This is a genomic window from Bradyrhizobium ferriligni (assembly GCF_056837965.1).
The window spans coordinates 23897-48251 of sequence record NZ_JBXEJO010000076.1; the positions used below are offsets into that span (position 1 = coordinate 23897).

The window sequence follows — 24355 nt, forward strand, 5'->3', positions numbered from 1 at the left end:
AGTGGATACCGGCTCGCGTCAGAACAAGAACCCAGAGCCGCGTTCCGATACTCTGGGAACGGAAAGGCTCTAGCTTCAGCCGAACCGCCTTCAGCTCGCCAGGCCCAGCGCTTCGCCCTGGGGATCGCGAACGGCGGCATTGACCGCCACGCGATTGACGACCAGCGCGGTCGGCACCGAACCATACCCGGATAAATCGGCCCGCGCCTTGCCGATCGCAGCCGAGTTGGCGGCCCCTTCGCGAACCACGAGGATCACGAGGTCGGCATGGGCAGCCAGCGCCACCGCGGCCGGCTGCAGGGCAAGCGACGATGCGTCGACGATGATCAGGCCGAAATCGGCGCGAATATCGTCCGGCGGATAGGGCGGCGCCTTGCTGCTGGTGCCCAGCAGCTCGACGACGGACGGCAGATCGGCCTTGATGATCCCCGATCCTTGCGGCGGCGCGGCCTCGGCGCGCCTGGCTTTCATCTCGATCAGGACGCTGAGCATGCCGCTTTTGACGGCGGATCGGTTCAGCGACCGTGCAACGGTGCTGCCGCCGGCACCGCCCTCAACCGACAGCAGGAGCGCCACCTTCCCGTGGTCTCCCGGAAGCTGCTCGATGTTCTCGATCAGCAGCTGAAGATGCGGACTGAGGTCAGGCTCGGCCGTCGTCGAGATCGGGGTCTGCCAGACGCTTTTGACGGCGTCCGGCGACGCGATGTTGGGAATCCGGGCCAGCACCGGCAATCCCGGCAGCAGCGCGGGTTGCGGCGCGGCGGGCGGCGGCGGTGCGGGCGCCTCGGCCCGACGAAGCGGCGGAATGGCCTTGATCGGGAGCTGCTTAAGATTCAGACCGGGAACGGCGACGATCGCGGTCGACGTCAGCAGCGAGACGATCGCGAGCGCGACGAGCAACAGCGGAAGCGGCGGCAGCGTCGAGCGCACCGGCGGCGTCGCAGGCGATGCGACCTTGGTCTGCGAGCTCTGCAGCAGCCGCTGCTCGTCGGTGGTCTTGTAGCGCGAGAGGAATTGCTCGTAGATATTCTTGTTGGCATCGGCGTCGCGCTGCAATCCCTGCAGCTTGACGAGCGCCTGACCGTCGACCAGGATTTGCTGTTCGACCGCCTTCTGCTGATCCTCGAGCGCTTTCTGCTGATCGCGCTGCGCTTCATATTCCGACTTCGCGGTGTCGATGTTCTTCTTCCGCTCGATCTCGATCTGCCGGTTGAGATCGCTGAGCTGGCTGAGAGCCATCACGAGGTCTGGATGACGGTCGCCCAGCACCCCGCGCTTCTGTGCGATCTGGTCGTTGAGCGCGGAGCGCTGAGCGCGCAGCGCACTCAGCAGGTCCTGCTTGACGGGTCCGTCGACATTGGCCTTCAGGTCGCGCTGCAGTTGCTCATAGCGGACCTTGGCCTCCTCGGTGCGGGCGCGCGCGGCGGCGACCTGCTGGGTCAGATCGGTGACGCGCAATTGTTGCGTCGTCGATTCCTTGCCGGCGTTGACGATCCGGTGCTCGAGCTTGAACTTCGCAACGGCATCTTCCGAAGACCGCAAGCGGTCGTCCAATGTCTTGAGCCGGCTCTTCAGCCAGTCGGCGGCCTCGTCGGTCGCCACGCTGCGCGTGCCACGCTGGCTGGCGACGAAGGCCTCAGCCACCGCATTGGCGTAATACGCCGCACGCTGCGGGTTGTTGGACGTGAACTTGATGGCGATGACATAGGTCAATCCGCGCCGGGAGATATCGAGCCGGTTGCGGAACCGGTCGAGCAGCCGCGTGGGGTCGGTCCTGCCGCCGGAGATGTCACTGTCCTCGGCGACCTTGAGTTGCTCGATCAGCGGCCCGAGAAATCCATCGGATTTGGCGATCTCGACATAGCTCTGCAGTGCTGCCGCGTCCTGACCGATCCCCGGCAGGACGTCCTGATCGGTGGTCACGCGCTGTTCGCGCGGGTCGACCACGACGAGCGCGGTCGCGGCATAGCGCGCCGGAATCAACATCAGCAGAATGACGCCGACCGCGAAGATCACCGCGGCGAGCATCAGAATGCGTTGACCGTTCTCGCGGAAAAATGCCACCACGCCTGGAATGCTCAGCACGCCCTTGGTGGTTTCCGCAGAGGACCGGCTGGCCGGCACGCCGGCAGTTTCCCACGACGCGGCGGGTTCCGTGGCTTCGGAACGGCTCGAGCCTACGCGGTTACCGAACTTCATGAGGCTGTGACTCGAATTCAACTGACAGTACCGCCCCAACGTAAATATCTATGGTTAATCCGCGGTTACCCCCTCTTCATGCGGCCGTAACCAATTAGTTAACGAGCCGGCTGTACCCTTTGTGTGAGACAATGGCTCTCGATTGCTGGCGATGTCTGACCGCACTAAATGAGCAGTAACCTCAACACGCGCTACTCGGTGTACGAGCGTGCTTCGCGTGATAAGCACGCGCGCAATAGCGAGGGAGCCGTCTCCACTCCTTCGACGGGTGAGGAAGCCGTGCTCCACTACAGGCCAAGCACAGAATTGCGCGAGGCATCGACCGCATCACGCAATCAATCGAACGAGAACAAGCCGAAGCTGCGTGTCGTCCTGGTACAGACCCAGGCCGAGAACGCCGGCGCGCAGGAGATATCGCGGCTGGTCGGCGCGGGCCTGACCGCGCGCGGCTATGACGTCGCCAACCTGTTCTTCTTCCGCAAGTCGGATTCGTTCGACGAGCCGCCCAATACATTCTATTGCGCGCCGAGCCGCCCGGGAAATCCGCTGGCGCTGCTGCGGATGCTGTGGACGCTCGCCGGTCATCTCAGGACCCTCAGGCCCGATGTCGTGCTGACCTTCCAGCACTTCGGCAATGTGATCGGCGGAGGCGTGTCGCGCCTCGTCAGCCGCGCCCCTGTCATCGCCAACCAGGTGTCCTCGGCGATGTCGATGAGCATGCCGGTGCGCGCTGCCGACATCATCATGGGCTCGACCGGCTTCTTCCAGTGCATCACGCTGAATTCGCGCGACATGGAGCGTGAATACGCGCGCTATCCCGCGCCCTATCGCTCGCGCATGACGCACGTCCCGCATGGCTTCGACGACAAGTCACACAGCCTGCCGAAGAACGTCGCGCGGCAGCAGTTCAAGCTGCCGCCGGATCGCACCCTGCTCGGCTGCGCGGCACGGCTGCATCCGCACAAGCGGCTCGATGCGGCAATTCGCCTGCTGGCCTCCGACCAGTCCTGGCACCTTGCCCTCGCCGGACAAGGCGCGGATGAGGAACGGCTGCGAGCCCTGGCGAGCGAGCTTGATGTCACGGACCGGCTGCACTTCATCGGCGAGATTCCACCGCGCCAGATGGCCGATTTCCTGGCGTGCCTCGACGTCTTTGTATTTCCGACGCAGGCCGAAACCTTCGGCCTCGCCGCAGTGGAAGCCGCGAGCGCCAGCATTCCCTGCGTCGTCAACGATCTTCCCGTGCTGCGCGAGGTGCTGTCCTACCAGGGACAGCCTGCCGCGGTGTTCGTTGACGCTGCGAACGAGGCCGAGTTTTCGGCCGCCGTCTCGAGAGTCCTGACCAATCGTTTGTTGAGCGACCAGCTGCGGCAAAGTGCCGTGGGCCTGAAGTCGCGTTATTCGTTGGATGCCATGATAGAGGAATACGTCCGCATTCTCGGCAATGCCGTGGGAGTGGACGCGCACTAGGAAATCGGGCTGGACATGATTATCGAGTTTCGCTGCGATCGCGCGCAGGCGCGACTCTGGATGCGTCGCGAGACGCTGCGCGTCAGCGATCAGGATATTCCCGTTCAAATCGCCTGGACTACGACGCCGGGGCCGAGGCCCGCCGGCCTCGACATGCTGTTCGAGCTCGAACGCATCGTGCTGCGCAAGGGCAAGGCGGGCGATGCCGACAGGCTGAAGACGATTGCGGAACGGCCGCGCATGGGCAGCCCCGATGTGGTGGTCGACTTCACCACTGCCGAGCGGGACCCGAACTGCTCCGCCGGGCTCTATCTCCGGCCACGCTTCAACGGGCAGGCGGGCGAAGCCGCCGCACTGGCCGCCATTCTCGCCGGCGACCTGCCGGTGATTGAAATCGTCAACGAGCTCGACGGCATGGTCATGGACCGCGGCCATCCCTCGGCGGAAATCGCCGCCGGCCTGAGCGGCGGGCTCGAAACGGTGATGGCGCGCACGCTTTCCATGCTGCCGCCGATCCTGTCGGGAGGTCCGCGGCTGGTCCCGCAATTGGCTGCGCCGGCGGCCGGCAGCGCGCCGCGAAATGCCGCACCCTTTGTCCTGCGCGGCGTCGCGACCTCGATCGCGAAGGAAATCTACCGTCTCTGCTGCTACGCGCCGCATTGGCATGTCGGATGGCGCTACGCCGAGAACGCGGATGTCTGGCGGACCGGCGACCTGTCGGGACCTGCCTGGAACGTGCTCGGCGATCCCGGCAATCACTTCTATGCCGATCCCGTCCCGGTGAAATGGCAGGGCAGGACCTTCGTGTTCTTCGAAGACCTCGACCACCGCACCGGCAAGGGCATCATCTCCGCGATCGAATTCGACGGCAACGGACCGGTCGGCACCGTGCTGCCCGTGCTCGAAGAGCCCTGGCACCTGTCCTACCCGTTCCTGATCGAGAACAACGGCGAACTGTGGATGATCCCGGAAAGCACCGCGCATCGGGATGTCCCGATCTACAAATGCGTGCGCTTTCCCGACAAGTGGGAACGGCAGGGCACGCTGCTGTCCGGGCTCGAACTCGCCGACGCGACCATCACGCAGCATGACGGCCTCTACTACATGTTCGGAGCGTGGCGCGACGGCACCGGCGGATATTCCGACACGCTGGCGATCTATTACGCCGAGCAGTTGTTCGGCCCCTGGCGGCCGCATGCAAGCAATCCGATCCTGATGGATCGCGCGACGACCCGGCCGGCGGGCAATTTCGTGACCGTCAACGGCAGGCTGTGGCGGCCGGTGCAGGACTGCACCAACGGATACGGCGCGGCGCTCGGACTTGCGGAAGTGCTCGAACTGTCGCCGACGACCTACCGGCAGGCCGTGCGCCATCTGCTCAAGCCGGGGCCGCTGTGGACCGGACGCAAGCTGCACACGCTCAACCGCTGCGGCCAGCTCGAGGTGATCGACGGCTCGCGGGTCCAGCCGAAGACCACCGCCTTGCTGGCGAGCCTGCGGTCGAGCGACCGCTCGGCGCAGCGGGAGTGGCAAAACACGCTGGCGAAGCCGATCGCACGTCGGCTCCACTAGCGCGTCGGTCGACCCGGCTCAGTTCGGGTCGGCACTCAGAACGCCGCCGAACTGCTCCCATGAGCTTCCGGTCCAACGTTGCAGCTGAAGCTGCGTATAGGCCATGCTGTTGTCCGGACCTGTGTTGATGGTGATGCCCGGCATCAGGGTCGGCAGCACGAGCCCCCTGATGTTGCGCGCCTGCTTGACGATGTTCTCGCGCGACAGGTCGTCGCCGCACTGCTTCAGCACCTGTTCCAGAATTTGGCCCTGCTGGGTGCCGAACAGATAATTGTTGTCGCCGATATCGGCGCCGGGAAGATATTTCTCGAAATGGGCGCGATACCATTTCATGCCGGGATCGTCGGCCCACTTCTTGTCGTTCGGATCCTTGGTGACGGTCGCCACGACAACGCCCACCGCCTTGTCCGCCCCCGCCGGCACGATGGTCGCGGAGACCGAGCTCGACACATAGTTGACGATGGTCAGCGGCGACCAGCCGATCTCGTTCGTCTTCTTGATCGCCTGGGCCGCGAATTTCGGCGTGCCGGCGATCAGGAACGCCTGCGCACCCGACGCCTTCAGCGTCACCACGCGGGATTCGATCGTCGGCTCGGTGACCTCATAGGGCGACGTCACCACCTTCCTGTCGAAATCGGCCTTCAGCACCTCCTTGAACGCGGCCACGAAATCGCGGCCGAGATCGTCGTTCTGGTAGAGGATCGCGATCCTCGCATCGGGCGCCGTCTGCGTGATGTATTTGGCGTAGATCTTTCCTTCGGTGTTGTAGCTCGGCAGTCCCGTGGTGGTCAGCGGAAACTCGGTGAAGTTCGCAAACTTGGTCGCGCCGCTGACGACGAACAGATGCGGCACCTTCTTCGCGGTGACGTATTTGATGGTCGCGCCGATGCCGGGCGTGCCGAGCGGGCTGAACAGGAACGCCACCTCGTCGCTCTCGATCAGCTTGCGGGTCTGCTCCACGGCCTTGGGCGGCGTGTAGGCATCGTCATAGGTGATGAGGTTGATCTTGCGGCCGTTGACGCCGCCGCGGTCATTGACGGAATGCACGTAGGCAATGAGGCCCCTGCCGGTGTTGCTGAGCGGAGACGCCGGGCCGCTGAACGGGAACGTCGCCCCGACCTTGATTTCCGACTCCGACACCCCTGGCGTTTCGGCGCGGATTGGAGCTGCGGCAAGCGCCGCGAGCATCGCAACGGACACGGCAAACGTCTTCAACAGCATGAAATTCCTCCTGAGCTTTTATGAATTGACCAATTCCTGCAACCGCCGCGCGGCGCTACCAGGCTTCGCCGAACGGCCTGATCTCGACATTGAACGACCACGCGCTGCGATCCTGATGGGCGACGTGCCAGACCTCGTCGGCGATCGCTTTCGGCTTGATGAAGAAGTCGTCCGGCCGATCCGGCCAGCGCTTGCGCGTCCACTCCAGATCAATCACGGCATCGATCACGAGATAGGCGACGTGCACGCCTTGCGGCCCGAGATCGCGGGCCATCGCCTCGGCGAGAATCCGCTGCGCGGCCTTGGTCGGCGCGAACCCCGCGAAACCGGCCTTGCCGCGCAAGGCCGAGGTGTTGCCGGTCGCGACGATGGCGCCCTTGCCCGCACCGATCATCGCCGGCGCGAACCGCCTTGCCAGGTACAGCAGGCCCATCGTGTTGACCTGGAAGTTGCGATTGAGAATCTCCGGATCGATCTCGCGGAAGGTGCCGAACGCTCCGCCGACGGCGTTATGAATCACCACGGCGGGATGACCCAGATCGCGCTCCACGGCCGAGGCCACCGCCTCGACCTGCGCGGGATCGGACACATCGCACCGATAGGCTTTTGCGCCCGGCAGCTGCTGCTCGAGCGCGGCGAGGCGCGCCTCGTTCCTGGCGAGCAGCGCGACGCGGTAGCCGCCCTCAGTGAATCTCCTGGCGAGCGCCGAGCCGGTGCCGGGCCCAACCCCGGATATCAGACAGACAGGTGCGGTCATGCGATCAACCCTCCGCGTTGCGGTCCCATGGCCTTCATGGTCAGGCGGCCGCCTTCGACAGCAGCTTCTCGACGTAAGGCTTGAGGTCCGGCCCGATGTGCTCGTGCGCGATCAGGCGGTCAAAGTGAGCAAACATCAGCGGATACTCATCCTGCACGCCCGAATGCAGGATCTTCGCCAATCCCTGCTTGCGCAATTGCTCGGCCCGCGCGTGTTCGTTCATGAACAGCGCGAGTTCAGCGGCAAAGCAGATGTCGGCAATCGAGATGCCGTTCCCGACCAGCGCCTCACGCCGGGGCGACAGCGCCTGCTCGATCCCGGACGCATAGATCGCGAACGCATCCTTCGCCCGCGCATGAATGGCCGCATCGACGGTGCCGCCCGACAGCGCCAGCAGATAGATCTGCGAGTCCCGCGCAAACACCAGGCTGACATCGAGAAAACTGTCGATCCTCGACGCCTCATAGGCGTCGCGCCCGTAGAGCGGGAACGCTGCCTCGCCGAGCCGCGCCACCACGCGCATGATGCTGTTCGATTCGAAGATCCCGACCTTGCCGTCGGCGCCGAATGCCGCCGGCACATTGCCGAACGGCTGCGCCGCCATGAACGCATCGGTTTTGAAGAGCTGCGCGCCGGTCAATCCGACCCGTCCGGTTCGCGCCAGCGACGACAGCGAGGCGCGCTCATGCTCCGCCAGCGGACGGGCATCATAGTCCCACAACCAGTCGCGCAACTCCTTGCCGGAGGCGCCCCTGACCTCGACATCGACACCGCAGAACCGCGCCGCGATGGTTGCCTTCCAGACGCGCGGGTTCGGCAAATAGGAGAAGATGCGCAAGGCGGCCATGGTGGACTGCTCCGGTGCTAATGCCTCAGGCGGCCAGCTTCAGGATCTTGACGACGTCACCGGGTTCGCGGATCGGCTGCGGGTTGGCCCGGGTGAAGATCGACAGCATGGCGTTCCGGCCGATCAGCTCGAACCGATCTTCGCCGACGCCGACATCGGCAAGCCGGCGCGGCAGGCCGAGCTCTGCGATGAAGCTGGCGAAGGCTTCGCCGGCGTCACGGCCCGGCGCGCCGAGCGCGGCGGCGATCGATTGCTGGGCGGCCTCCGTCGCCGGGCGGTTATAGCGGAGCACGCTCGGCATCATCACCGCGGTGCAGAAATAATGCGGCACATCGCAGGTGCCGCCGAGTACATGGCCGATGGCGTGACTGGCGCCCATCGGCACCCGCGACTGCAATCCGAACGCCGACAGCCAGGAGCCGAGCTGGCAGCTCAGCCGCGCCGCCACGTCGTCGGGTTTAGCTTTGGTGCGCAGCAGGCCGTCGTGCATGTAGCGTAGCCCCTGCTGGCACACCGCATCGACCAGCACATTGGGGCGGCTGGAGCAGATCGCCTCGATGCCGTGATCCATCGCCCGCGTCCCGGAACCGAGCCAGAGCTTCTCGGGCGTATATTTCGTGATGGCGGGATCGAGGATGATGCTGCGCGGCATCATCATCGGATGGTTGAATATCTGCTTCAGCTTGCGGCTGGTATCGGTGACCAGCGCGCCGGAATTGTATTCGCCGCCGGACAGCGTGCTGGGGATCGCGATCATGCGCACTTTCGGCGTGCGGAACGGCCCGAAGCGGCGGTCCGGCGTGGTCTCGAAGCCGTCGAGGCCATCAGGCTCGAAGATCGCGTGCTCCATGCACATCAGCACGATCTTCGCGGCATCAACCACCGAGCCGCCGCCGATCGCGACGACGAGGTCGGCCTTGGCCTCGCCGGCCTGCCGCGCGATCTGCGTCACCACGTCCCGCGTCGTGTGCTGCGGCACGCCGTCGAAGGTCGCGGCATGGCGATCGCCGAGCGATTGACGGATTTTCTCGATCTCGTCGGTCGTGGTGTTCAACGTCCGGCTGGCGATCAGGTAGACGCGCCTGGCGTCCAGCCGCTCGGCCTCCTCGCGCAGCGCTTCGGCTGCCGGCCTGCCGTAGATCACGGATTCCATGGTCGGGTATTGATGGCTGCCGGTGACGCGCATGCTTTCACTCCCTCGATGTGTCCGTGAGTTACGCCGCCGGTCAGGCCGACAGCTTGGTGAAATCGGGCTGACGCCGTTCGGCGAAGGCGGCAAAGGCCTCGCGCGCCTCCGGCGTCGTCAGCCGCTGCTTGAACAAAACGCCTTCCTCGGCGATCTGCGCCGCGATCCGTTGCTGCTCGCGCATCAGCGTCTTGGTCATGCCGAGCGACCCTGCCGGCCGCCTGGTCAGCGCAATCGCCGCGTCATGCGCCCTCTTGCGCAGATCGGCCTGCGGCACCACGGCATTGGCGAGGCCCGATGCCAGCGCGCCCTGCGCATCCATCGGCTCGCCGAGCGCGAACATCGCATAGGCGCGCGCGTGCCCGATCCGAAGCGGCAACAACCAGCTCGACGCCGCTTCCGGAACCAGAGCAAGGTTGACGAACGGCGTGATCAGCCGCGCGTCCTCGGCGAGATAGACCAGGTCGCAATGCAGCAGCATGGTGGTGCCGACGCCGACCGCATTGCCCTGCACCGCCGCGACGATCGGCTTGCCGACCTTGCTGATGGTTTCGATGAAAGTGTGGGCCGGACTGTCGACAGCGCTTTCACCGCGCGCCTGGCTTGCGAAGTCAGCCAGATCATTGCCCGCGGTGAAGCTGTCGCCGTCGCCCTGGAACAGGATCACCCGGACGGAGGCATCCGCCTCCACGTGCTTGAGCGCCGCGGACATGACATTGTACATCGCGCCGGTCAGCGCGTTCTTCTTCTCGGGCCGCTGCAAGGTCAGCGTCATGACGCCGGCGGCGATGTCAACCTTGACATGCTCGGTCATGGCACTCTCCCGTCAGGCGACCGCGCGGGCCGGCGTGGTTTCGAATTTGCCGTCGAGGAAGCCGGTCAGCCGTTGCCGGATGATCGCTTCGGCCTCAGCCATGATGCGGTCGATCAGCTCCTTGACGGTCGGGATGTCATTGATCAGGCCGACCACCATGCCGCAGCTCCAGGCGCCGGCATCCATCTCGCCGTCGATCATCACCTTCGGATAGACGCCGGCGACCTGCTCATGGATATCCTCGATCTTCAGCCTGGCGCCCTTCTCGCGCTCGATCTCGAGCAGCTCATCGACGCCCTTGTTCTTCAGAACCCGCTCGGTGTTGCGCAGCGCGCGCATCACCAAGCGCGTATCGAGCTCGTCGGCGTCGAGCAGCGCCTGCTTCACATTGGGATGAACCGGTGCTTCCTTCGTCGCGATGAAGCGCGTACCCATGTTCATGCCGGCCGCGCCCATCGACAGCGCGGCGACAAGGCTGCGCGCGTCCGCCATGCCGCCCGAGGCGACGAACGGGATCCTCAATTCGTCCGCCGCGCGCGGCAGCAGGATCATGTTCGGGATGTCGTCCTCGCCGGGATGACCGCCGCACTCGAAGCCGTCGACGCTGACCGCGTCGCAGCCGATCTTCTCGGCCTTCAGCGAATGCCGCACCGAGGTGCATTTGTGGATCACCTTGATGCCGGCCGCCTTCAGCGCCGGCATGTACTGCTCCGGGCTGCGGCCCGCGGTCTCCACCGCCTTGACGCCGCCCTCGCGGATAGCAGCGATATATTCCGGATAGGGCGGCGCGGTGAAGCTCGGCAGGAAGGTGAGGTTCACGCCGATCGGCTTGTCGGTCATGTCGCGGCAGCGCGCGATCTCCTTGGCCAGCAGCTCCGGCGTTCGCTGGGTCAGGCCGGTGATGATGCCGAGGCCTCCGGCGTTGGACACCGCCGCCGCCATCTCGGCGAAGCCGACAAAATGCATGCCGCCCTGGATGATCGGATGCTGGATGCCGAACAGTTCAGTGATTGCTGTCTTCACAAGTCTCTCCCGCGTTGCCGCTCAGTGGACGATTTCGAACAGGCCCGCCGCGCCCATGCCGCCGCCGATGCACATGGTCACCACGCCGTATTTCGCCTTGCGCCGCCGGCCCTCGATCAAGAGGTGGCCGGTGAGCCGCGCGCCGGTCATGCCGTAGGGATGGCCGATCGCAATCGAGCCGCCATTGACATTCAGCCTGTCCGGATCGATGCCGAGCTTGTCGCGGCAATAGATCACCTGCACCGCGTAGGCCTCGTTGAGCTCCCAGAGATCGATGTCGTCGATCTTGAGGTTATGCCGCTTGAGGAGCCGCGGGATCGCGGCAACCGGGCCGACGCCCATCTCGTCCGGCTCGACGCCGGCGGCGACGAAGCCGCGGAAGATGCCGAGCGGCTTCAGGCCTTTCTGCGCGGCAACCTTGTCGCTCATGATCACGCAGGCCGAGGCGCCATCCGAGAGCTGGCTGGCATTGCCGGCGCTGATGGTCTTGCCTTCGAACACCGGCTTGATCTTGGCGAGTCCGTCCGCGGTGGTATCCGGCCGCGGCCCTTCATCCTTGGCCAGCGTCACCTGCTGGTAGCTGACTTCCCTGGTGTCCTTGTTGACCACAGCCATTTTGGTCGTGAACGGCACGATCTCGTCGTTGAAGCGGCCGCCCTGCAGCGCGGCGCCGACGCGGCGCTGGCATTCGAGGCTGTATTCGTCCTGCTTGTCGCGGCCGATCCCGTAGCGCTCGGCGACGACCTCGGCGGTCTCCAGCATCGACATGTACATCTCCGGCTTAATCGCCATCAGCTCGTCGTCGACGGCATGGAACCTGTTCATGTGCTCGTTCTGCACCAGGCTGATCGACTCGATGCCGCCGCCGATCGCGATCTCGACGCCGTCGAGCATCACCGAGCGCGCGGCGACCGCGATCGCCTGCAGGCCGGAGGCGCATTGCCGGTCGATGGTGGTGCCGGCGACTGTCACCGGCAGCCCGGCGCGGATGGCGCCCTTGCGCGCGACGTTCATCACCATGGTGCCCTGCTGCATGGCGCAGCCCATCACCACGTCCTCGACCTCGCCGGGCGCGATGCCGGCGCGTTTCACCGCCTCGGCCATCACATGACCGGCGAGGGTCGGGCCGTCGGTGTTGTTCAGCGCGCCGCGATAGGCCTTACCGACGCCGGTGCGCGCGGTGGAAACGATGACTGCATCCTGTGACATGCTTGCCTCTCTGGCTTAGGCGACCGCGTCGAGCTGCGCATAGCGCAGCACGTGATAGGCGGGATCGCCGAACTGGATGTTGATGGAGGAAATCCGCTTGAAGTAGTGGCCGACATTGAGCTCGTCGGTCATGCCCATGCCGCCGTGCAGCTGCACCGCCTGGTCGGCGACGAACTTGCCGGCATAGCCGATCTTCGACTTGGCGCCGGAGGCAAGCCGGGACACGCCGGCCTCATCGTCATTGAGACTGAGGCTGAGATGCTGCATCAGCGACAGCGCCTCCTGATGCGCGATGAACATGTCGACCATCCGGTGCTGCAGCACCTGGAAGCTCCCGATGGTGACGCCGAACTGCTTTCGCGTCTTGGAATAGTCCAGGGTCGCCGCGTTCAGTTCGCCGATCGCGCCGACCGCCTCAGCGCAGAGCGCGCCGATGGCGCGGTTGCGGCAGGCCTCCAGCGCGGCGACGCCCTCGCCTTCACTGCCCAGCAATTCCGCGCGCACGCCGCGCAGGCTGACCTCGCCCGCCCTGCGGCCATCGATCGTCTTGAAGCTTTGCAGGTCGAGATTGGCCGCCCGGCGATCGACCACGAACAGGCTGACGCCGCCACGATCATGGCGATGGCCCGAGGTGCGCGCGGAGACGATGAGATAATCCGCCCACGGCGCCGCCAGCACCGCCGCCTTCTCGCCGGTGAGCACATAATCGTTGCCGTCGCGGCGCGCCGTGGTGGTGACGGTGGCGAGATCGAAGCGCGAGCCCTTCTCGGTCCAGGCCAGTGCCCAAAGCTTCGTACCTGCGATGATGTCGGCAATGAACGTTTGCCTCTGCGCGTCGGAACCTGCCCGCTCGATCAAGCCACCCGCAACGACGACCGTCTCGACGAACGGCTCCACGACAAGATGCCGGCCGAACTCCTGCATGATGATCATGGTCGACAACGGCCCGCCGCCGAGCCCTCCGACCGCTTCCGAGAACGGCGCGGCGAGCAGGCCGAGCTCGGCGAATTCAGCCCATTGCTTGCGGCCAAAACCCTCCTCGCTCGCGACGATCTTGCGGCGCGCGTCGAAATCATACTGGTCGCGCAGCAGCCGCTGGACGCTGGACCGCAACAATTCCTGCTCTTCCGTGAACTGGATATCCATCCGATCCTCGTTGCTTGTGGCTAGAGTCCAAGCACCGCTTTGGCGATGATGTTGCGCTGGATCTCGTTCGACCCGCCGTAGATCGAGAGCTTGCGCGAGTTCAGATATTTCTCAGACGCCGTGTGGCCGTAGTCGGGGCCCGGCATGAAGTGGTTGGCGCTGACCGGATGCTCGCGGATCGCAAGCCCGTAATTGCCGATCGCCCGATGCGTCAGCTCGGTGATGTCCTGGAAGATCTCGGTGCCGCGGATCTTGAACAGCGAGGCCGCCGGTCCCGGGTCGATGCCGCGCGCCATCTGGGCGACGACGCGGAGTTCGGTCGCCTCCAGCGCCAGCACGTCGAGCTCGACGCGGGCGATGTCCCTGATGAACTCCAGATGCGCCGGATCGTCTTCGGGGATCTCCGCTTTGACGATCCTCTTCAGCCGCTCGATATAGCGTGTCGAGCGGCCGATGCCGGCCATGCTGGTGCGCTCATTGCCGAGCAGGAATTTGGCGTAGGTCCAGCCCTTGTTTTCCTCGCCGATCAGGTTCTCGGCGGGGACGCGGACATTCTCCAGGAAGACGTCGTTGACCTCGTGCGAGCCGTCGATCGTGATGATCGGGCGCACCGTGACGCCCGGCGACTTCATGTCGATCAAGAGGAACGAGATGCCGGACTGCGGCTTGGCCGTGGGATCGGTACGAACCAGGCAGAAGATCCAATCGGCGTGCTGCGCCAGCGTGGTCCAGGTCTTGTGGCCGTTGACGATGTAATGGTCGCCGTCGCGCACCGCCTTGGTGCGCACGGTGGCGAGGTCGGAGCCGGAGCCCGGCTCCGAATAGCCTTGGCACCACCAGTCCTCGCCGGACAGGATTCGCGGCAGGAATTTCCTTTTCTGCGCGTCGTTGCCGAACGTGTAGATGACCGGGCCGACCATGGTGACGCTGAATGCAAGCGGCGGCATGGTGCCGGCGCGCGTCGTCTCCTGCTCGAAGATGAAGCGGCGGGCGATCGACCAGCCGGGCCCGCCATATTCCCTGGGCCAGAGCGGCGCGATCCAGCCCTTGTCGTGCAGGATGCGATGCCACAGCAGCATCTGCTCCTTGGAGAGATCGGTTTCCGGATTGGCGACGCGCATCTCCGCCGGATAATTGTCCTTGATGAAGGCGCGAACCTCATCGCGGAACGCCGCATCTTCGGGGGATAGCGCGAGCTCCATCTGCAGTGCTCCCTACCACTTCTCGCCGAAGGGCCGGATTTCCAGTTCAAAAGTCCAGGCGCTCTTCGGCTGCTGATAGAGCTGCCAGTAGGCGCCCGCGACCGATGCCGGCGGCATCAGCAGATCGGGGTTGTCGAGCGCGTTCGGGCCGAGCGCCTCGATACGGCGCTGCCGCACCCATTCGGTGTCGACGCCGGAATCGATGATCAGATGCGCGACATGGATGTTCTTCGGCCCCAGCTCGCGGGCCATCGCTTGCGCCACGGCACGCAAGCCGAACTTGGCGCTGGCAAACGCGGCATAGCCGCTGCCGCCGCGGAGCGACGCGGTCGCGCCGGTGAAGAAGATGTTGCCCTCGCCGCGCGCCGTCATCAGCCGCGCCGCCTCGCGTCCGGCGAGAAAGCCGGAGTAGCAGGCCATCTCCCAGACCTTGCGGAACACGCGCTCGGTGGTTTCGAGAATCGGGAAATTGACATTGGCGCCGATGTTGAAGATGCAGACCTCAAGCGGCGCATGCTTGTCGGCGTCGTTGAGGAAGGCCGTGATCTCCTCCTCCTTGCGCGCATCGAGCGAGCGCGCGTGGATCTCGCCGCCGGCGGCCTCGATCTCCTTGACCAGCGGCGCCAGCTTGTCGCCGTTGCGACGGCCGGCGAAGATCGTGAAGCCCTCGGAGGCGAACTTCTTGGCGATCTCGCCGCCGATGAAATCACCGGCACCAATGACGGCCACCGTCTTGTTTCGCTTCTGCATGGTGTACTCCGGTCTTGTTTGAGTGAACTGGCTCGCGGCGGCGGCTCAGCCTCAGCTGCGCAGCGACTCCGCCAGCTTGTGCTTCAGCAGCTTACCCGTCGATGTCGCGGGCAGCGCGTCCATCAGGATAATCTCCGACGGACGCTTGTACGAGGTGAGTTGCGGAGCAATATGCGCCATCAGGTCCTGTACGGTGGCGGTCGAGCCCTTGATCAGCTGCACAAAGGCGACCACCTCCTCATTGCCCTCGACCGGCCGGCCGACCACGGCGCACTGCACCACGGCGTCGTGCGTGCTCAGCACCGCCTCGATCTCGGCCGGATAGACGTTGAACCCGGAGCGGATGATCATCTCCTTGGTTCGCCCGACAATGTAGAGCGCATCATTCTCGAAGCGGGCCAGATCCCCGGTGTTGAACCAGCCGTCGGGATCGATCGCCTTGGCGGTCAGGTCGGGCGCGCGGTAATAGCCGCGCATCACGTTGGGGCCGCGAACATGCAGCTCGCCGACTTCGCCTGCCGCAACCGGCTTGAGGTCGCGGCCGACCAGCTTGGCCTCGAGGCCGGGCATGAGGGTACCGACCGCATGGTCGGCCCGCGGATTGTCGGGCCGGACGCCGGAGATACCCGGCGAGCATTCGGTGATGCCATAGCCGTTGAGCAGCGGCAGCCCGAGCTCCTGCTCGACCCGTGACTTGAGATCGAGGTCGAGCGGCGCGCCGGCCACCGAGATCACGCGCAACCGGCCGCGATCGAGCTTCGGCAGGCCGGCATTGCGCCGGTATTCGAGCAGACGCTGATAGGTCGCGGGCACGCCGTTCAGGATCGTGATGCCCTCCTCGGTCATCGCCTTGACCAGCGCGGCCGGATCGTATTTCGCCACCAGACGCACGGTGGCGCCGATCATCAAGGTCATGGTCAGCAACGAGATGCCGACGATATGCGAGATCGGCAGCACGCAATACTGCACGTCATCGGCCGCCATCTTTCGGAAGCTTGCCGTCGCCCGGGCGCTGAACAACAGATTGCGATGGGTCAGCATCACGCCCTTCGGCGTGCCCGTGGTGCCGGAGGTGTAGATGAGAACCGCAACCTGGTTTGCGCCGTCGGCCTCGACCGGCTCCGCCACCGTTGCCAGGTTCAGGCCGGTGACGGCGATGCCGCGGAGCGGGCCGACATCCTGCACGGCGGCCTCGTAACGTGCGGCATGCGTGGCCGCCTCCTGCGAGACCTCGGCGGTCAACAGCACGCGGCGGGCGCCGCTGTGATCCCTGATCTGGTCGAGCTCACGCGGCGACAGCCGCGGATTGACCACGATGGACCAGACATCGAGCCGGCTCGCCGCCAGCAGCAGGCAGGCGAGCGGGATCGAATTCTCGCTCACGATCATCATGCGGTCGCCGGCGCGGATGCCGAGCGCCCGCAGCGCCTCGGCGACGCCGCCGACCGTTCGGTCGAGCTCGCGGTAGGTCAGCCGCATCTCGTCGTCGATCAGCGCCGGATGATCCGGCGTCGCCACGACGTGGTGATCGATCACCTCGTGGATGCGGTTCGGCAAGCCTTCCACACTTCCTTCAAACTGGGTCGACGCCTGCACTGAAACCTCCCTGTGACAGCCCTTTGGGCCTGATTTGTTGTCTTGAGGAATTTTCCCGCTCAGGCGGTCTTGCGCCGCCCCGCGGCCAGCTGCGCGACGATCTCGTCCTCGACCTCGCGCAGCTTGTCCTTGCCGAAGAAGATCTCGTCGCCGACAAAGAAGGTCGGTGAGCCGAACGAGCCGCGCGCCACCGCGTTGCTGGTGTTGTCGATCAGCTTCTTCTTCACCTCGTCCTGCTGGGCGCGGGCGATGATGCGGTCGATATCGAGGCCGGAAGACAGGAACGCTTCGCGGAACACCTGCGGATCGTCCATCTTCTTGGGCTCGGACCACATGTGGTGATAGGCGGCGCGAAAGTACGGCTCGAACAGCCCTTCGAAATCGGCAGCGACGACGCCGCGCATCAGCATCAGCGTGTTGACCGGAAAGAACGGGTTCGTCTTGAACGTCGTGATGTTGTGGCGGCGCAGGAAGCGCTCGGTCTCGAGCGCGTTATATTCCGGCTTGTTCTTGATGCCGCGCAGCGACTCGCCGGGCGACATGTTGCCGGTCGCCTTGTAGACGCCGCCGAGCAGCACCGGGATGTAGTCGAATTTCACGCCGGTGCGCTTCTCGATGTCGGGCAGCGCCAACTCCGCCAGATAGGCATTCGGACTTCCAAAATCGAAATGGAATTCGACCTTGAGCGGAGCAGCCATGGAACGCCCTTCCCTTCGATTGCCAGCGGCCGTCAGCCGCCGCGTTGATCGAACCGGGACCTTAAGTTCTATTTTAGAACTGTCAATATGATATTTGTCATCCAATGACCAAGCTGCGGCTCCAAGCTAGGCATCCTATTGAAATGACGTTAGTTCTGTTTTAGAATTTTACTGAGCGATATCGTCGCCGGCCGCAGGAGATGCTGATGAAATGGGATGCCCTCGAGGAGGAGCCGTGCTCGGTGGCCCGCACGGTGGCTGTCATCGGCGACCGCTGGAGCCTGTTGGTCCTGCGCGAATGCTTCCTGCGCATCCGCAGGTTCGATGACTTCCAGGCGTCGCTCGGGATCACCCGGCATCTGCTTGCCGACCGGCTGAAGAAGCTGGTGCGCTTCGGCGTGCTGCGCAAGATTCCCTATCAGGAGGCGCCGAAGCGCTACGAATACATCCTGACGCAGAAGGGACTCGACCTCTATCCGATCATCATGTCGATCGTGCACTGGGGCAACGTCCACATGGTCGATTCGCGCGGCCGGCCGATGCTGCACGAACACAAGACCTGCAAGAAGATGTTCGATCCCGTCATGGTCTGTTCGGAATGCGGCGAGCCGCTGAGCGCGAAGGCGGTCCACGTGCATCCGGGCCCCGGTGCGCGGAAATCGTCACCGGTGCACGCCAAGGCGCAGGAGCGGGCCAGGCGCGCCGCTGACTAGACCTGGATACTGTTTACGAAGCCGGCTCGCCTTGCGCTGGCGGCTGCTCAGTGTGACGGCGCAGCCATCAGCGCAACATTGCCGCCAAGCAGGCAGCCGACGGGACGGCCGCCGGCGAAGCCGATGCGGACCCGGATCTCGGACAGCCGCCCCATCGCCCTGCCCTGCAGGATCCGGATCTCGCCGTCATCAGGACCGACCAGGCCATAGTCGAGCAGGCCGAACGCCAGCGCCGCGGCCGCAATGCCGGTTGCGGCATCCTCCCGATAGCCGGATGAGCGCGGGAATTGCCGCGCCTCGAACAGGCGAGCCTTTCGGTCGATCACGGCGAATGGATAGAGCCCGGTCGATCCGATCCGGCCGCAGACCGCCTCGACGTCCCCTGTCGCGGGATCGAGCGCATTCAGCGCTTCGGGGGAGCGCATCGGGATTAAGGTCTTGATCCGCGATGTGACGGCATTGCACGGTGTTGCCGCATCGATCGCTTCCGGCCCGACCGCGAGCGCCCGGAGCACGTCGTCGCGTTGCCCCGTGGTGAGCGGAACGGTCTTGCCGGCCGGTTGGGTGATCTCGACACTCGGCTCGCCGTGACAATCACGGCTGATGAAGCCGGTGACCGGACCGCTGCGCGTCGATATTCGCATCGTGTCGCCCGACAGCCTTCCCTGGCGCGCAAGCAGCCAGAGCGCGCCGATGGTTGCGTGGCCGCACATTTCCATCTCGTGGTTCGGAACGAAGAAGCGGAACGTGGCGTCGAAGTCGTCGCTCTGCGCCGGCAACACGAAGCCGGACTCGTGACCGTGGCGGCGCGCAACATCCTGCATCTCGGACGCGCTCATGCCGCTTGCATCCACCACGATCGGACAGGGATTGCCGCCCTGCCCATCGACCGTGAACACGCTGACCAGTTCCGCTGTCGTCATGATGTCGCGCTGTCTCCTACTTGACCAGCGTCGCGCCGGTCTCCGGATGCTGCAGCCAGCCGAGCAGCGCCTCGTGGAAGCGCGCCGGCGCCTGGATCTGCGGCGAATGGCCGAGGTCGGGGAATTCGATCAGCTGCGCGTGCGGAATGCGCTTCGCGGCCTCCTTGCCCAGCACCGGATAATTGCCGAGCGTCTTGCGAATCTCCGGCGGCGCGGTGTCCTTGCCGATCGCGGTGGTGTCCTTGTCGCCGACGAACAACAGCGTCGGCGGCTTGATCTGCTCGAATTCGTAGAACACCGGCTGGGTCGCGATCATGTCGTAGAGCCGCGCCGAGCTCGACGCCACGGCGGCGCGGCCCTCCCCGCGATATATGCCGGCGAGCATCTGCACCCACGTCTCGTAGGACGCATCCCAGGTGTCGGCGTAATAGGTGGCGCGCTCATAGGCGCGGATGCTGTCCGCGGTGACGCGCGTCTCACGCTGCATCCAGCCGTCGAGGCTGAGCCACGGCACGCCCTTGGCCTTCCAGTCTTCGAGGCCAATCGGATCGACCAGCACCAGCTGGTCGGTGGCCTCCGGATACATCAGGGCATAGCGCATCGCGAGCATGCCGCCGGTCGAATGGCCGACCATGATCGAATGCGCGATCCCGAGCGATGCGAGCAGCGCGCGGCTGTTGCCGGCGAGCTGCTGAAAGGTGAACTGATAGCGTTCCGGCTTGCTGGATTTGCAGAAGCCGATCTGGTCCATCGCGATCACGCGGTAGCCGGCGCCGCTGAGCGCCTTAATGGTGCCGTCCCAGGTCGCGGCACAGAAATTCTTGCCGTGCAGCAGCACCGCGGTCTGGCCGTTCGGCGTCGCCGGCTTGACGTCGAGATAGGCCATGTCGAGCTCCTGCCCCTGCGAGCTGAAGCGATAATGCTCGACCGGATAGGGATAGTCGAAACCTTGCAGCTCCGGTCCATAGGCCGGCTCGGCGGCCGATTGCGCCAATGCGTTGGACGAACCGAGCGCGACGGTCGCGGCGACGGCAAGGTGAAACAAGGCTTTCAGGTGCATCTGGACAGGTCCAAAATCAGGGTCGATCTCGTGATGCCGTAGCCGAACGGCTGAACGCCATCCAGCACCCACTGATGATTTGTTCGTGATCGGCTGCGGTCCCCCCGCTACGCCGGATCGAACGCCCGGATCGGCGGCAGATTGCCGTTGAACCGCTCGACCTCGACGCTGGTCAGCTGGCCGGTACAGCCCTGCGCGAAGGATGACGTGCCGATGTCGCGCGTCAGCACATTCGGATTGCCGTGCACGCAGAGCGGCGCCTCCTCCTCGGGGTCCATCGGGTCGTACCAGGCGCCGGTCGGCAGCTGGACCACGCCGGGCGCGATGCCGTCGGTGACGTGCACCGCGGCAAGGCAGGCGCCGCGCGCATTGAAGATACGGATGATGTCGCCGTCGGCGATACCGCGCGCGGTCGCGTCGCGCGGGTTCATGCGTGCAACCTCGCGGCCGCGATGCTTGGCGTCTAGTGAATGGCCGCCGAAATCGAGCTGGCTGTGCAGGCGCGTCACCGGCTGGTTGGCGACGAGGAAGCACGGCGCGCCTGATGTCGGCGTGTCGGTCTTCTCGAGCCAGACCGGATGGCCCGGACAATCCGCATCTCCGTGACCTGCGATCTTCTGCGAGAAGATCTCGATGCGGCCGCTCGGCGTCGGCAGCGGCCGCGCGACGGGGTCCTCGCGAAAACGGCGCAGCGAGCCGCCGTCGTCGAGATGCTGCGGCACCACCAGGCTGCCGCGCGCCCAGAACTCGTCGAAGCTCGGGGCTTCGAGCCCGCGGGCGGCGAGCGCCTTGCGGGTCGGCTCGTAAAGATGTTCGAGCCACTCTCGCGAGGTGCGTCCCTCGGTGAAGGGCTCGCGGGCCCCTAACCGCTCGGCGAGATCGGCGAAGATCTCATAGTCGTCGCGCGCAAGGCCGAACGGCTCGGCGATCCGGTGCATGGCGACCATCAAGGGATCGTTGCTGGAATAGCCGATGTCCTCGCGCTCCAGCGTCATGGTCGAGGGCAGCACGATGTCGGCGTGGCGGGCGGTGGCGGTCCAGGCGAGCTCGTGCACCACCAGCGTGTCGAGCCGCGCAAACGCCTTGCGCAGGCGGTTGAGGTCCTGGTGATGGTGGAACGGATTGCCGCCGGCCCAGTAGACCAGGCGGATGTCCGGATAAGTCCGCGTCTCGCCATTGTAGCGATAGGTGGTGCTGGGATTGAGCAGCATGTCGGCGATGCGCGCCACCGGAATGAAGTCGGCGACGCCGTTGCGGCCCTGCCCGAGCGTCGGCCCGGGCACCGCATTGACGCGGCGGCCGTAATAGCCGATCGCGCCGAGCGAATAGGCGTAGCCGCCGCCGGGCAGGCCGATCTGGCCGAGCGCCGCCGCCAGCACCATGCCCATCCACACCGGCTGCTCGCCATGCTCGGCGCGCTGCAGCGAATGCGACACGGTGATCAGCGCGCGACGCCCGGCGAGCCGCCGTGCGAGCGTCCTAATCGTATTGGCGTCGATGCCGCAGATCGCTGCGGCCCATTCGGCGCTCTTGGGCACACCGTCGCTCTCACCGGTGAGATAGCGCAAAAACACTGGCCAGCCCTCGGTGTAGCGATCGAGGAAGGCCTGATCGTGCAGGCCTTCGCTGACCAGCGTGTGGACGATGCCGAGCATCAGCGCGGTGTCGGTGCCGGGTGTGGCTGTCAGCCATTCGGCGCCGGCCTCGACGGGGAGATCGTCACGCAGTGGGCTGACGAGGATGAACTGGCAGCCGCGCCGCTGCGCGGCTTCCATCGCGCCGCGCTCGACATGCTTGCTGATCGAGCCGCCGGCCACCATCGAATTCTTCAGCGCCATGCCGCCGAACGCCAGCACGATGTCGGTCTCGGCCGCGATCTGCTCCCAGGTGACGTTGCGTTTGGTGATGTCCTCGTAGCCGGTCAGGATCTGCGGCAGCAGCACCGATGACGCGCCCGAGGAATAGGTGTTTACCGAACGGACATAGCCACCCATCGCGACGTTGAGGAAGCGGTGCACCTGGCTCTGCGCGTGGTGGAAGCGGCCCGCGCTCGACCAGCCGTAGGAGCCGCCGAACACCGCGCCGGGGCCGATCGTGTCGCGGATCCGCGTCAGCTCGCCGCCGAGCAGATCGAGCGCCTGCTCCCAGCTGACCGAGACGAAGTCGTCGCGGCCGCGGCGATCGTCCGGACCGGGCCCGCGCTCGAGCCAGCCGCGGCGGATCGCGGGCTGCGCGATGCGCGCCTGGTGGCGCAGCGCGCCGGGGAAATTGTTGATGATGCCGTTCGGATCGGGATCGGCGGCATAGGGCCTGACTTCGAGACCGACCTTGCCGAGACGGGCCGAGAACACGCCCCAATGCGAGGTGTGCGGCTTGAATCCGTCGGACAGATCGAGGCCGGGATCGGGGTGGCCAATGGTCTCGCTCATCGATGCTCCTTCATCCCAGGCCGGTTCATCCAAGGCCGGCGTCTTGCCAAGTCTGTCGCAACATTCCCCGCCAGTATAATGATCCAATCGGCGCACGGTACCCGCTAACACGGATCGCACCGTGCCTTGCCGGCATGACTGCGCCTGACGGCGGTGGAACTCCCCGGCGGGGGGCGCGCCGCCAAAATATCGAAAACAACCCCATGCAAAGGAGCCGGCGGCTGCCCGGCGCCCGACAAGGCCACTTGACGCGTCGGGCAAATCAGCGATACATTTCCAATATTCAGAAATCGTGCAAGTGCCCCCTCGCCCGCCACAACGGGCGCGACGGGTGCGCTGCGACCGAAACCCTCCCCACAATCGACATCGCACCGGCTGCCGCAGCGAGCGATCGCCCGCGCTTGCCGCGTGCGTTCCAGGGAATACCCGACATGGATACTGCACCCGACATCACCGTCCCGACGATGGCGGCCGCAACCGGCCCGACCCAGGCTGCCACAGCCCCGCGGATCAAATTCTCGTCGCACGGCTTCCGCATCGACCATCCTGATCCGGAGCTCGGCGCACAGCTGATGGCGAACGCGCTGGGCGTTGCCGACCGCGACGCAATGGACGGCATCCTCCGGCAATTGGTCAAGGCCAGCGTAAGCGGCGGCAAGCCCTGCGAGGTCAACCTCGCCTTCATGATCTCGATGGTGAGAAGCATCGGTCCGCGGGATTCCGTCGAGGCCATGCTGGTGGCGCAGATGGTGTCGGTTCATGTGATGGCGATGCGATGCGCCCATCACCTCGCACATGCCAAGGACCTCGCCCAGCACGACAGCGCCGCGCGCGCATTGGGCCGGCTCGCCCGCACCTTTCCCGCCCAGATCGAGGCGCTGAACCGCCACCGCAGCCACGGCGCGCCCGCCATCACCGTGCAGAACGTCAAGGTCGAGGACGGCGGCAAGGCCATCGTCGGCAACGTCACGCAGCATGCGAGCGTGATCGTCTCCGACACCAGCCCGGCATCCGCGGCGCGGGCGCCGAGGTCCGCAGGCACCAGGCGACGGCGGAATTCCGCCGATGCCGGGCGGGACGCACAGGCATGAGCGGCCAAGTCCAAACGACCGGCCCGATGCTGGCCAGCCTGCGTTGCGGCGCCAGGACCCGCTGCGGCGGTTCTTGCCGCGCGCCGGCAGTGCGCGGCAAGACGCGCTGCCGCATGCACGGCGGCGCCAAGGGATCCGGCGCGCCACGGGCGAACCGGAATGCGCGCAAGCACGGCCGGTTCACTCGGGAAGCGATCGCCGAGCGGCGGCAGATCCGGGCGTTGTTGGGGGACGTGCGGAAGCTGCTGGAGGGGATGAAGTGATTGCGTTTTCGCAAATGGCCGCGCGCAAAAACGGCATTTGGGAATGTCGATCCTCGAGGCGTGTTGCACCAGCTCGATAGCAAAGGAAACGCTCCAATAAAAATAGCGAAGATCGCACTGGCAACAGCATTCATGTTCGGGTCAATCGCAGCAGCGAGCGCTCAAGGCGGTGGTGGGGGTGGAGGC

General features: G+C 65.5%; 22 protein-coding genes. 6 read left to right on the forward strand and 16 right to left on the reverse strand.

The features are described 5' to 3' along the window. Nucleotides 1-90: 90 nt before the first annotated feature. Nucleotides 91-2199 (reverse strand): GumC family protein, encoded by a 2109-nt coding sequence (locus AC1VNY_RS34195; RefSeq protein WP_482408483.1) that lies wholly within the window; start codon nt 2197-2199, stop codon nt 91-93. Between the two features lie 279 nt (nt 2200-2478). Here AC1VNY_RS34195 and AC1VNY_RS34200 point away from each other — a divergent pair, with 279 nt between their 5' ends. Both AC1VNY_RS34200 and AC1VNY_RS34205 read left to right on the forward strand, forming a co-directional pair. Beyond that, entirely contained in the window at nt 2479-3669 is a 1191-nt protein-coding gene (locus tag AC1VNY_RS34200) for a glycosyltransferase family 4 protein (protein WP_482408484.1), read from the forward strand. Nucleotides 3670-3684: 15 nt separating this feature from the next. Then, nucleotides 3685-5241: a glucosamine inositolphosphorylceramide transferase family protein gene (locus tag AC1VNY_RS34205; protein WP_482408485.1), complete on the forward strand. Its 1557-nt coding sequence runs from the start codon at nt 3685-3687 to the stop codon at nt 5239-5241. Between the two features lie 18 nt (nt 5242-5259). Here AC1VNY_RS34205 and AC1VNY_RS34210 read toward each other — a convergent pair whose 3' ends face one another. Genes AC1VNY_RS34210 through AC1VNY_RS34265 form a run of 12 tightly spaced genes read right to left on the reverse strand, consistent with a single transcriptional unit; the run spans nt 5260 to nt 17690 of the window. Further along, nucleotides 5260-6462, reverse strand: coding sequence for an ABC transporter substrate-binding protein (locus AC1VNY_RS34210; protein WP_482408486.1), 1203 nt, complete (start codon nt 6460-6462; stop codon nt 5260-5262). Nucleotides 6463-6517: 55 nt separating this feature from the next. Further along, nucleotides 6518-7219, reverse strand: a complete 702-nt coding sequence (locus AC1VNY_RS34215; RefSeq protein ID WP_482408487.1) for an SDR family NAD(P)-dependent oxidoreductase — start codon at nt 7217-7219, stop codon at nt 6518-6520. Between the two features lie 40 nt (nt 7220-7259). Further along, complete coding sequence (locus AC1VNY_RS34220) at nt 7260-8066, reverse strand: glutathione S-transferase family protein (RefSeq protein WP_482408488.1); 807 nt, start codon at nt 8064-8066, stop codon at nt 7260-7262. 25 nt (nt 8067-8091) lie between these two features. Then, on the reverse strand, nt 8092-9252 hold the full coding sequence (locus AC1VNY_RS34225; protein ID WP_482408489.1) for an iron-containing alcohol dehydrogenase: 1161 nt from the start codon (nt 9250-9252) through the stop codon (nt 8092-8094). Between the two features lie 40 nt (nt 9253-9292). Further along, nucleotides 9293-10066 carry an enoyl-CoA hydratase-related protein gene (locus tag AC1VNY_RS34230; protein ID WP_482408490.1) on the reverse strand — a complete coding sequence of 258 codons (774 nt, stop codon included), beginning with the start codon at nt 10064-10066 and terminating at the stop codon, nt 9293-9295. A 12-nt stretch (nt 10067-10078) separates the two neighbouring features. Beyond that, nucleotides 10079-11089 (reverse strand): NAD(P)H-dependent flavin oxidoreductase, encoded by a 1011-nt coding sequence (locus AC1VNY_RS34235; RefSeq protein WP_482408491.1) that lies wholly within the window; start codon nt 11087-11089, stop codon nt 10079-10081. Nucleotides 11090-11110: 21 nt separating this feature from the next. After that, nucleotides 11111-12298: an acetyl-CoA C-acyltransferase gene (locus tag AC1VNY_RS34240; protein ID WP_482408492.1), complete on the reverse strand. Its 1188-nt coding sequence runs from the start codon at nt 12296-12298 to the stop codon at nt 11111-11113. A gap of 15 nt (nt 12299-12313) precedes the next feature. Further along, nucleotides 12314-13444, reverse strand: coding sequence for an acyl-CoA dehydrogenase family protein (locus tag AC1VNY_RS34245; protein WP_482408493.1), 1131 nt, complete (start codon nt 13442-13444; stop codon nt 12314-12316). A 20-nt stretch (nt 13445-13464) separates the two neighbouring features. Beyond that, the gene (locus AC1VNY_RS34250) at nt 13465-14646 is read right to left on the reverse strand and encodes an acyl-CoA dehydrogenase family protein (protein WP_482408494.1); all 1182 of its coding nucleotides are present in this window, start codon (nt 14644-14646) and stop codon (nt 13465-13467) included. 12 nt (nt 14647-14658) lie between these two features. Next, nucleotides 14659-15396, reverse strand: a complete 738-nt coding sequence (locus AC1VNY_RS34255; RefSeq protein WP_482408495.1) for an SDR family oxidoreductase — start codon at nt 15394-15396, stop codon at nt 14659-14661. 51 nt (nt 15397-15447) lie between these two features. Next, complete coding sequence (locus AC1VNY_RS34260) at nt 15448-16992, reverse strand: class I adenylate-forming enzyme family protein (RefSeq protein ID WP_482408496.1); 1545 nt, start codon at nt 16990-16992, stop codon at nt 15448-15450. Between the two features lie 59 nt (nt 16993-17051). Next, complete coding sequence (locus tag AC1VNY_RS34265) at nt 17052-17690, reverse strand: 2-hydroxychromene-2-carboxylate isomerase (RefSeq protein WP_038387724.1); 639 nt, start codon at nt 17688-17690, stop codon at nt 17052-17054. 206 nt (nt 17691-17896) lie between these two features. On the opposite strand from AC1VNY_RS34265, the gene AC1VNY_RS34270 reads away from it, so the two are divergent. After that, nucleotides 17897-18403: a winged helix-turn-helix transcriptional regulator gene (locus AC1VNY_RS34270; protein WP_026193238.1), complete on the forward strand. Its 507-nt coding sequence runs from the start codon at nt 17897-17899 to the stop codon at nt 18401-18403. Nucleotides 18404-18450: 47 nt separating this feature from the next. On the opposite strand, the gene AC1VNY_RS34275 is transcribed toward AC1VNY_RS34270, so the two are convergent. The 3 genes from AC1VNY_RS34275 to AC1VNY_RS34285 form a co-directional block, all read right to left on the reverse strand. Continuing rightward, nucleotides 18451-19326 (reverse strand): PhzF family phenazine biosynthesis protein, encoded by an 876-nt coding sequence (locus tag AC1VNY_RS34275; protein WP_482408497.1) that lies wholly within the window; start codon nt 19324-19326, stop codon nt 18451-18453. A gap of 16 nt (nt 19327-19342) precedes the next feature. After that, the gene (locus AC1VNY_RS34280; protein WP_482408498.1) at nt 19343-20386 is read right to left on the reverse strand and encodes an alpha/beta fold hydrolase; all 1044 of its coding nucleotides are present in this window, start codon (nt 20384-20386) and stop codon (nt 19343-19345) included. 107 nt (nt 20387-20493) lie between these two features. Further along, nucleotides 20494-22815, reverse strand: coding sequence for a molybdopterin guanine dinucleotide-containing S/N-oxide reductase (locus AC1VNY_RS34285; protein WP_482408499.1), 2322 nt, complete (start codon nt 22813-22815; stop codon nt 20494-20496). Between the two features lie 431 nt (nt 22816-23246). Between AC1VNY_RS34285 and AC1VNY_RS34290 the strand changes: the two genes are divergently transcribed. From AC1VNY_RS34290 to AC1VNY_RS34300, 3 genes are all read left to right on the forward strand, one after another. Further along, nucleotides 23247-23906, forward strand: coding sequence for a hypothetical protein (locus AC1VNY_RS34290; RefSeq protein WP_482408500.1), 660 nt, complete (start codon nt 23247-23249; stop codon nt 23904-23906). After that, nucleotides 23903-24169: an HGGxSTG domain-containing protein gene (locus tag AC1VNY_RS34295; RefSeq protein ID WP_482408501.1), complete on the forward strand. Its 267-nt coding sequence runs from the start codon at nt 23903-23905 to the stop codon at nt 24167-24169. The genes AC1VNY_RS34290 and AC1VNY_RS34295 overlap by 4 nt, the downstream gene beginning before the upstream one ends. Next, nucleotides 24170-24355: hypothetical protein (locus AC1VNY_RS34300; RefSeq protein ID WP_482408502.1), on the forward strand; the 186-nt coding region annotated here is incomplete at its 3' end. It abuts the gene before it with no gap.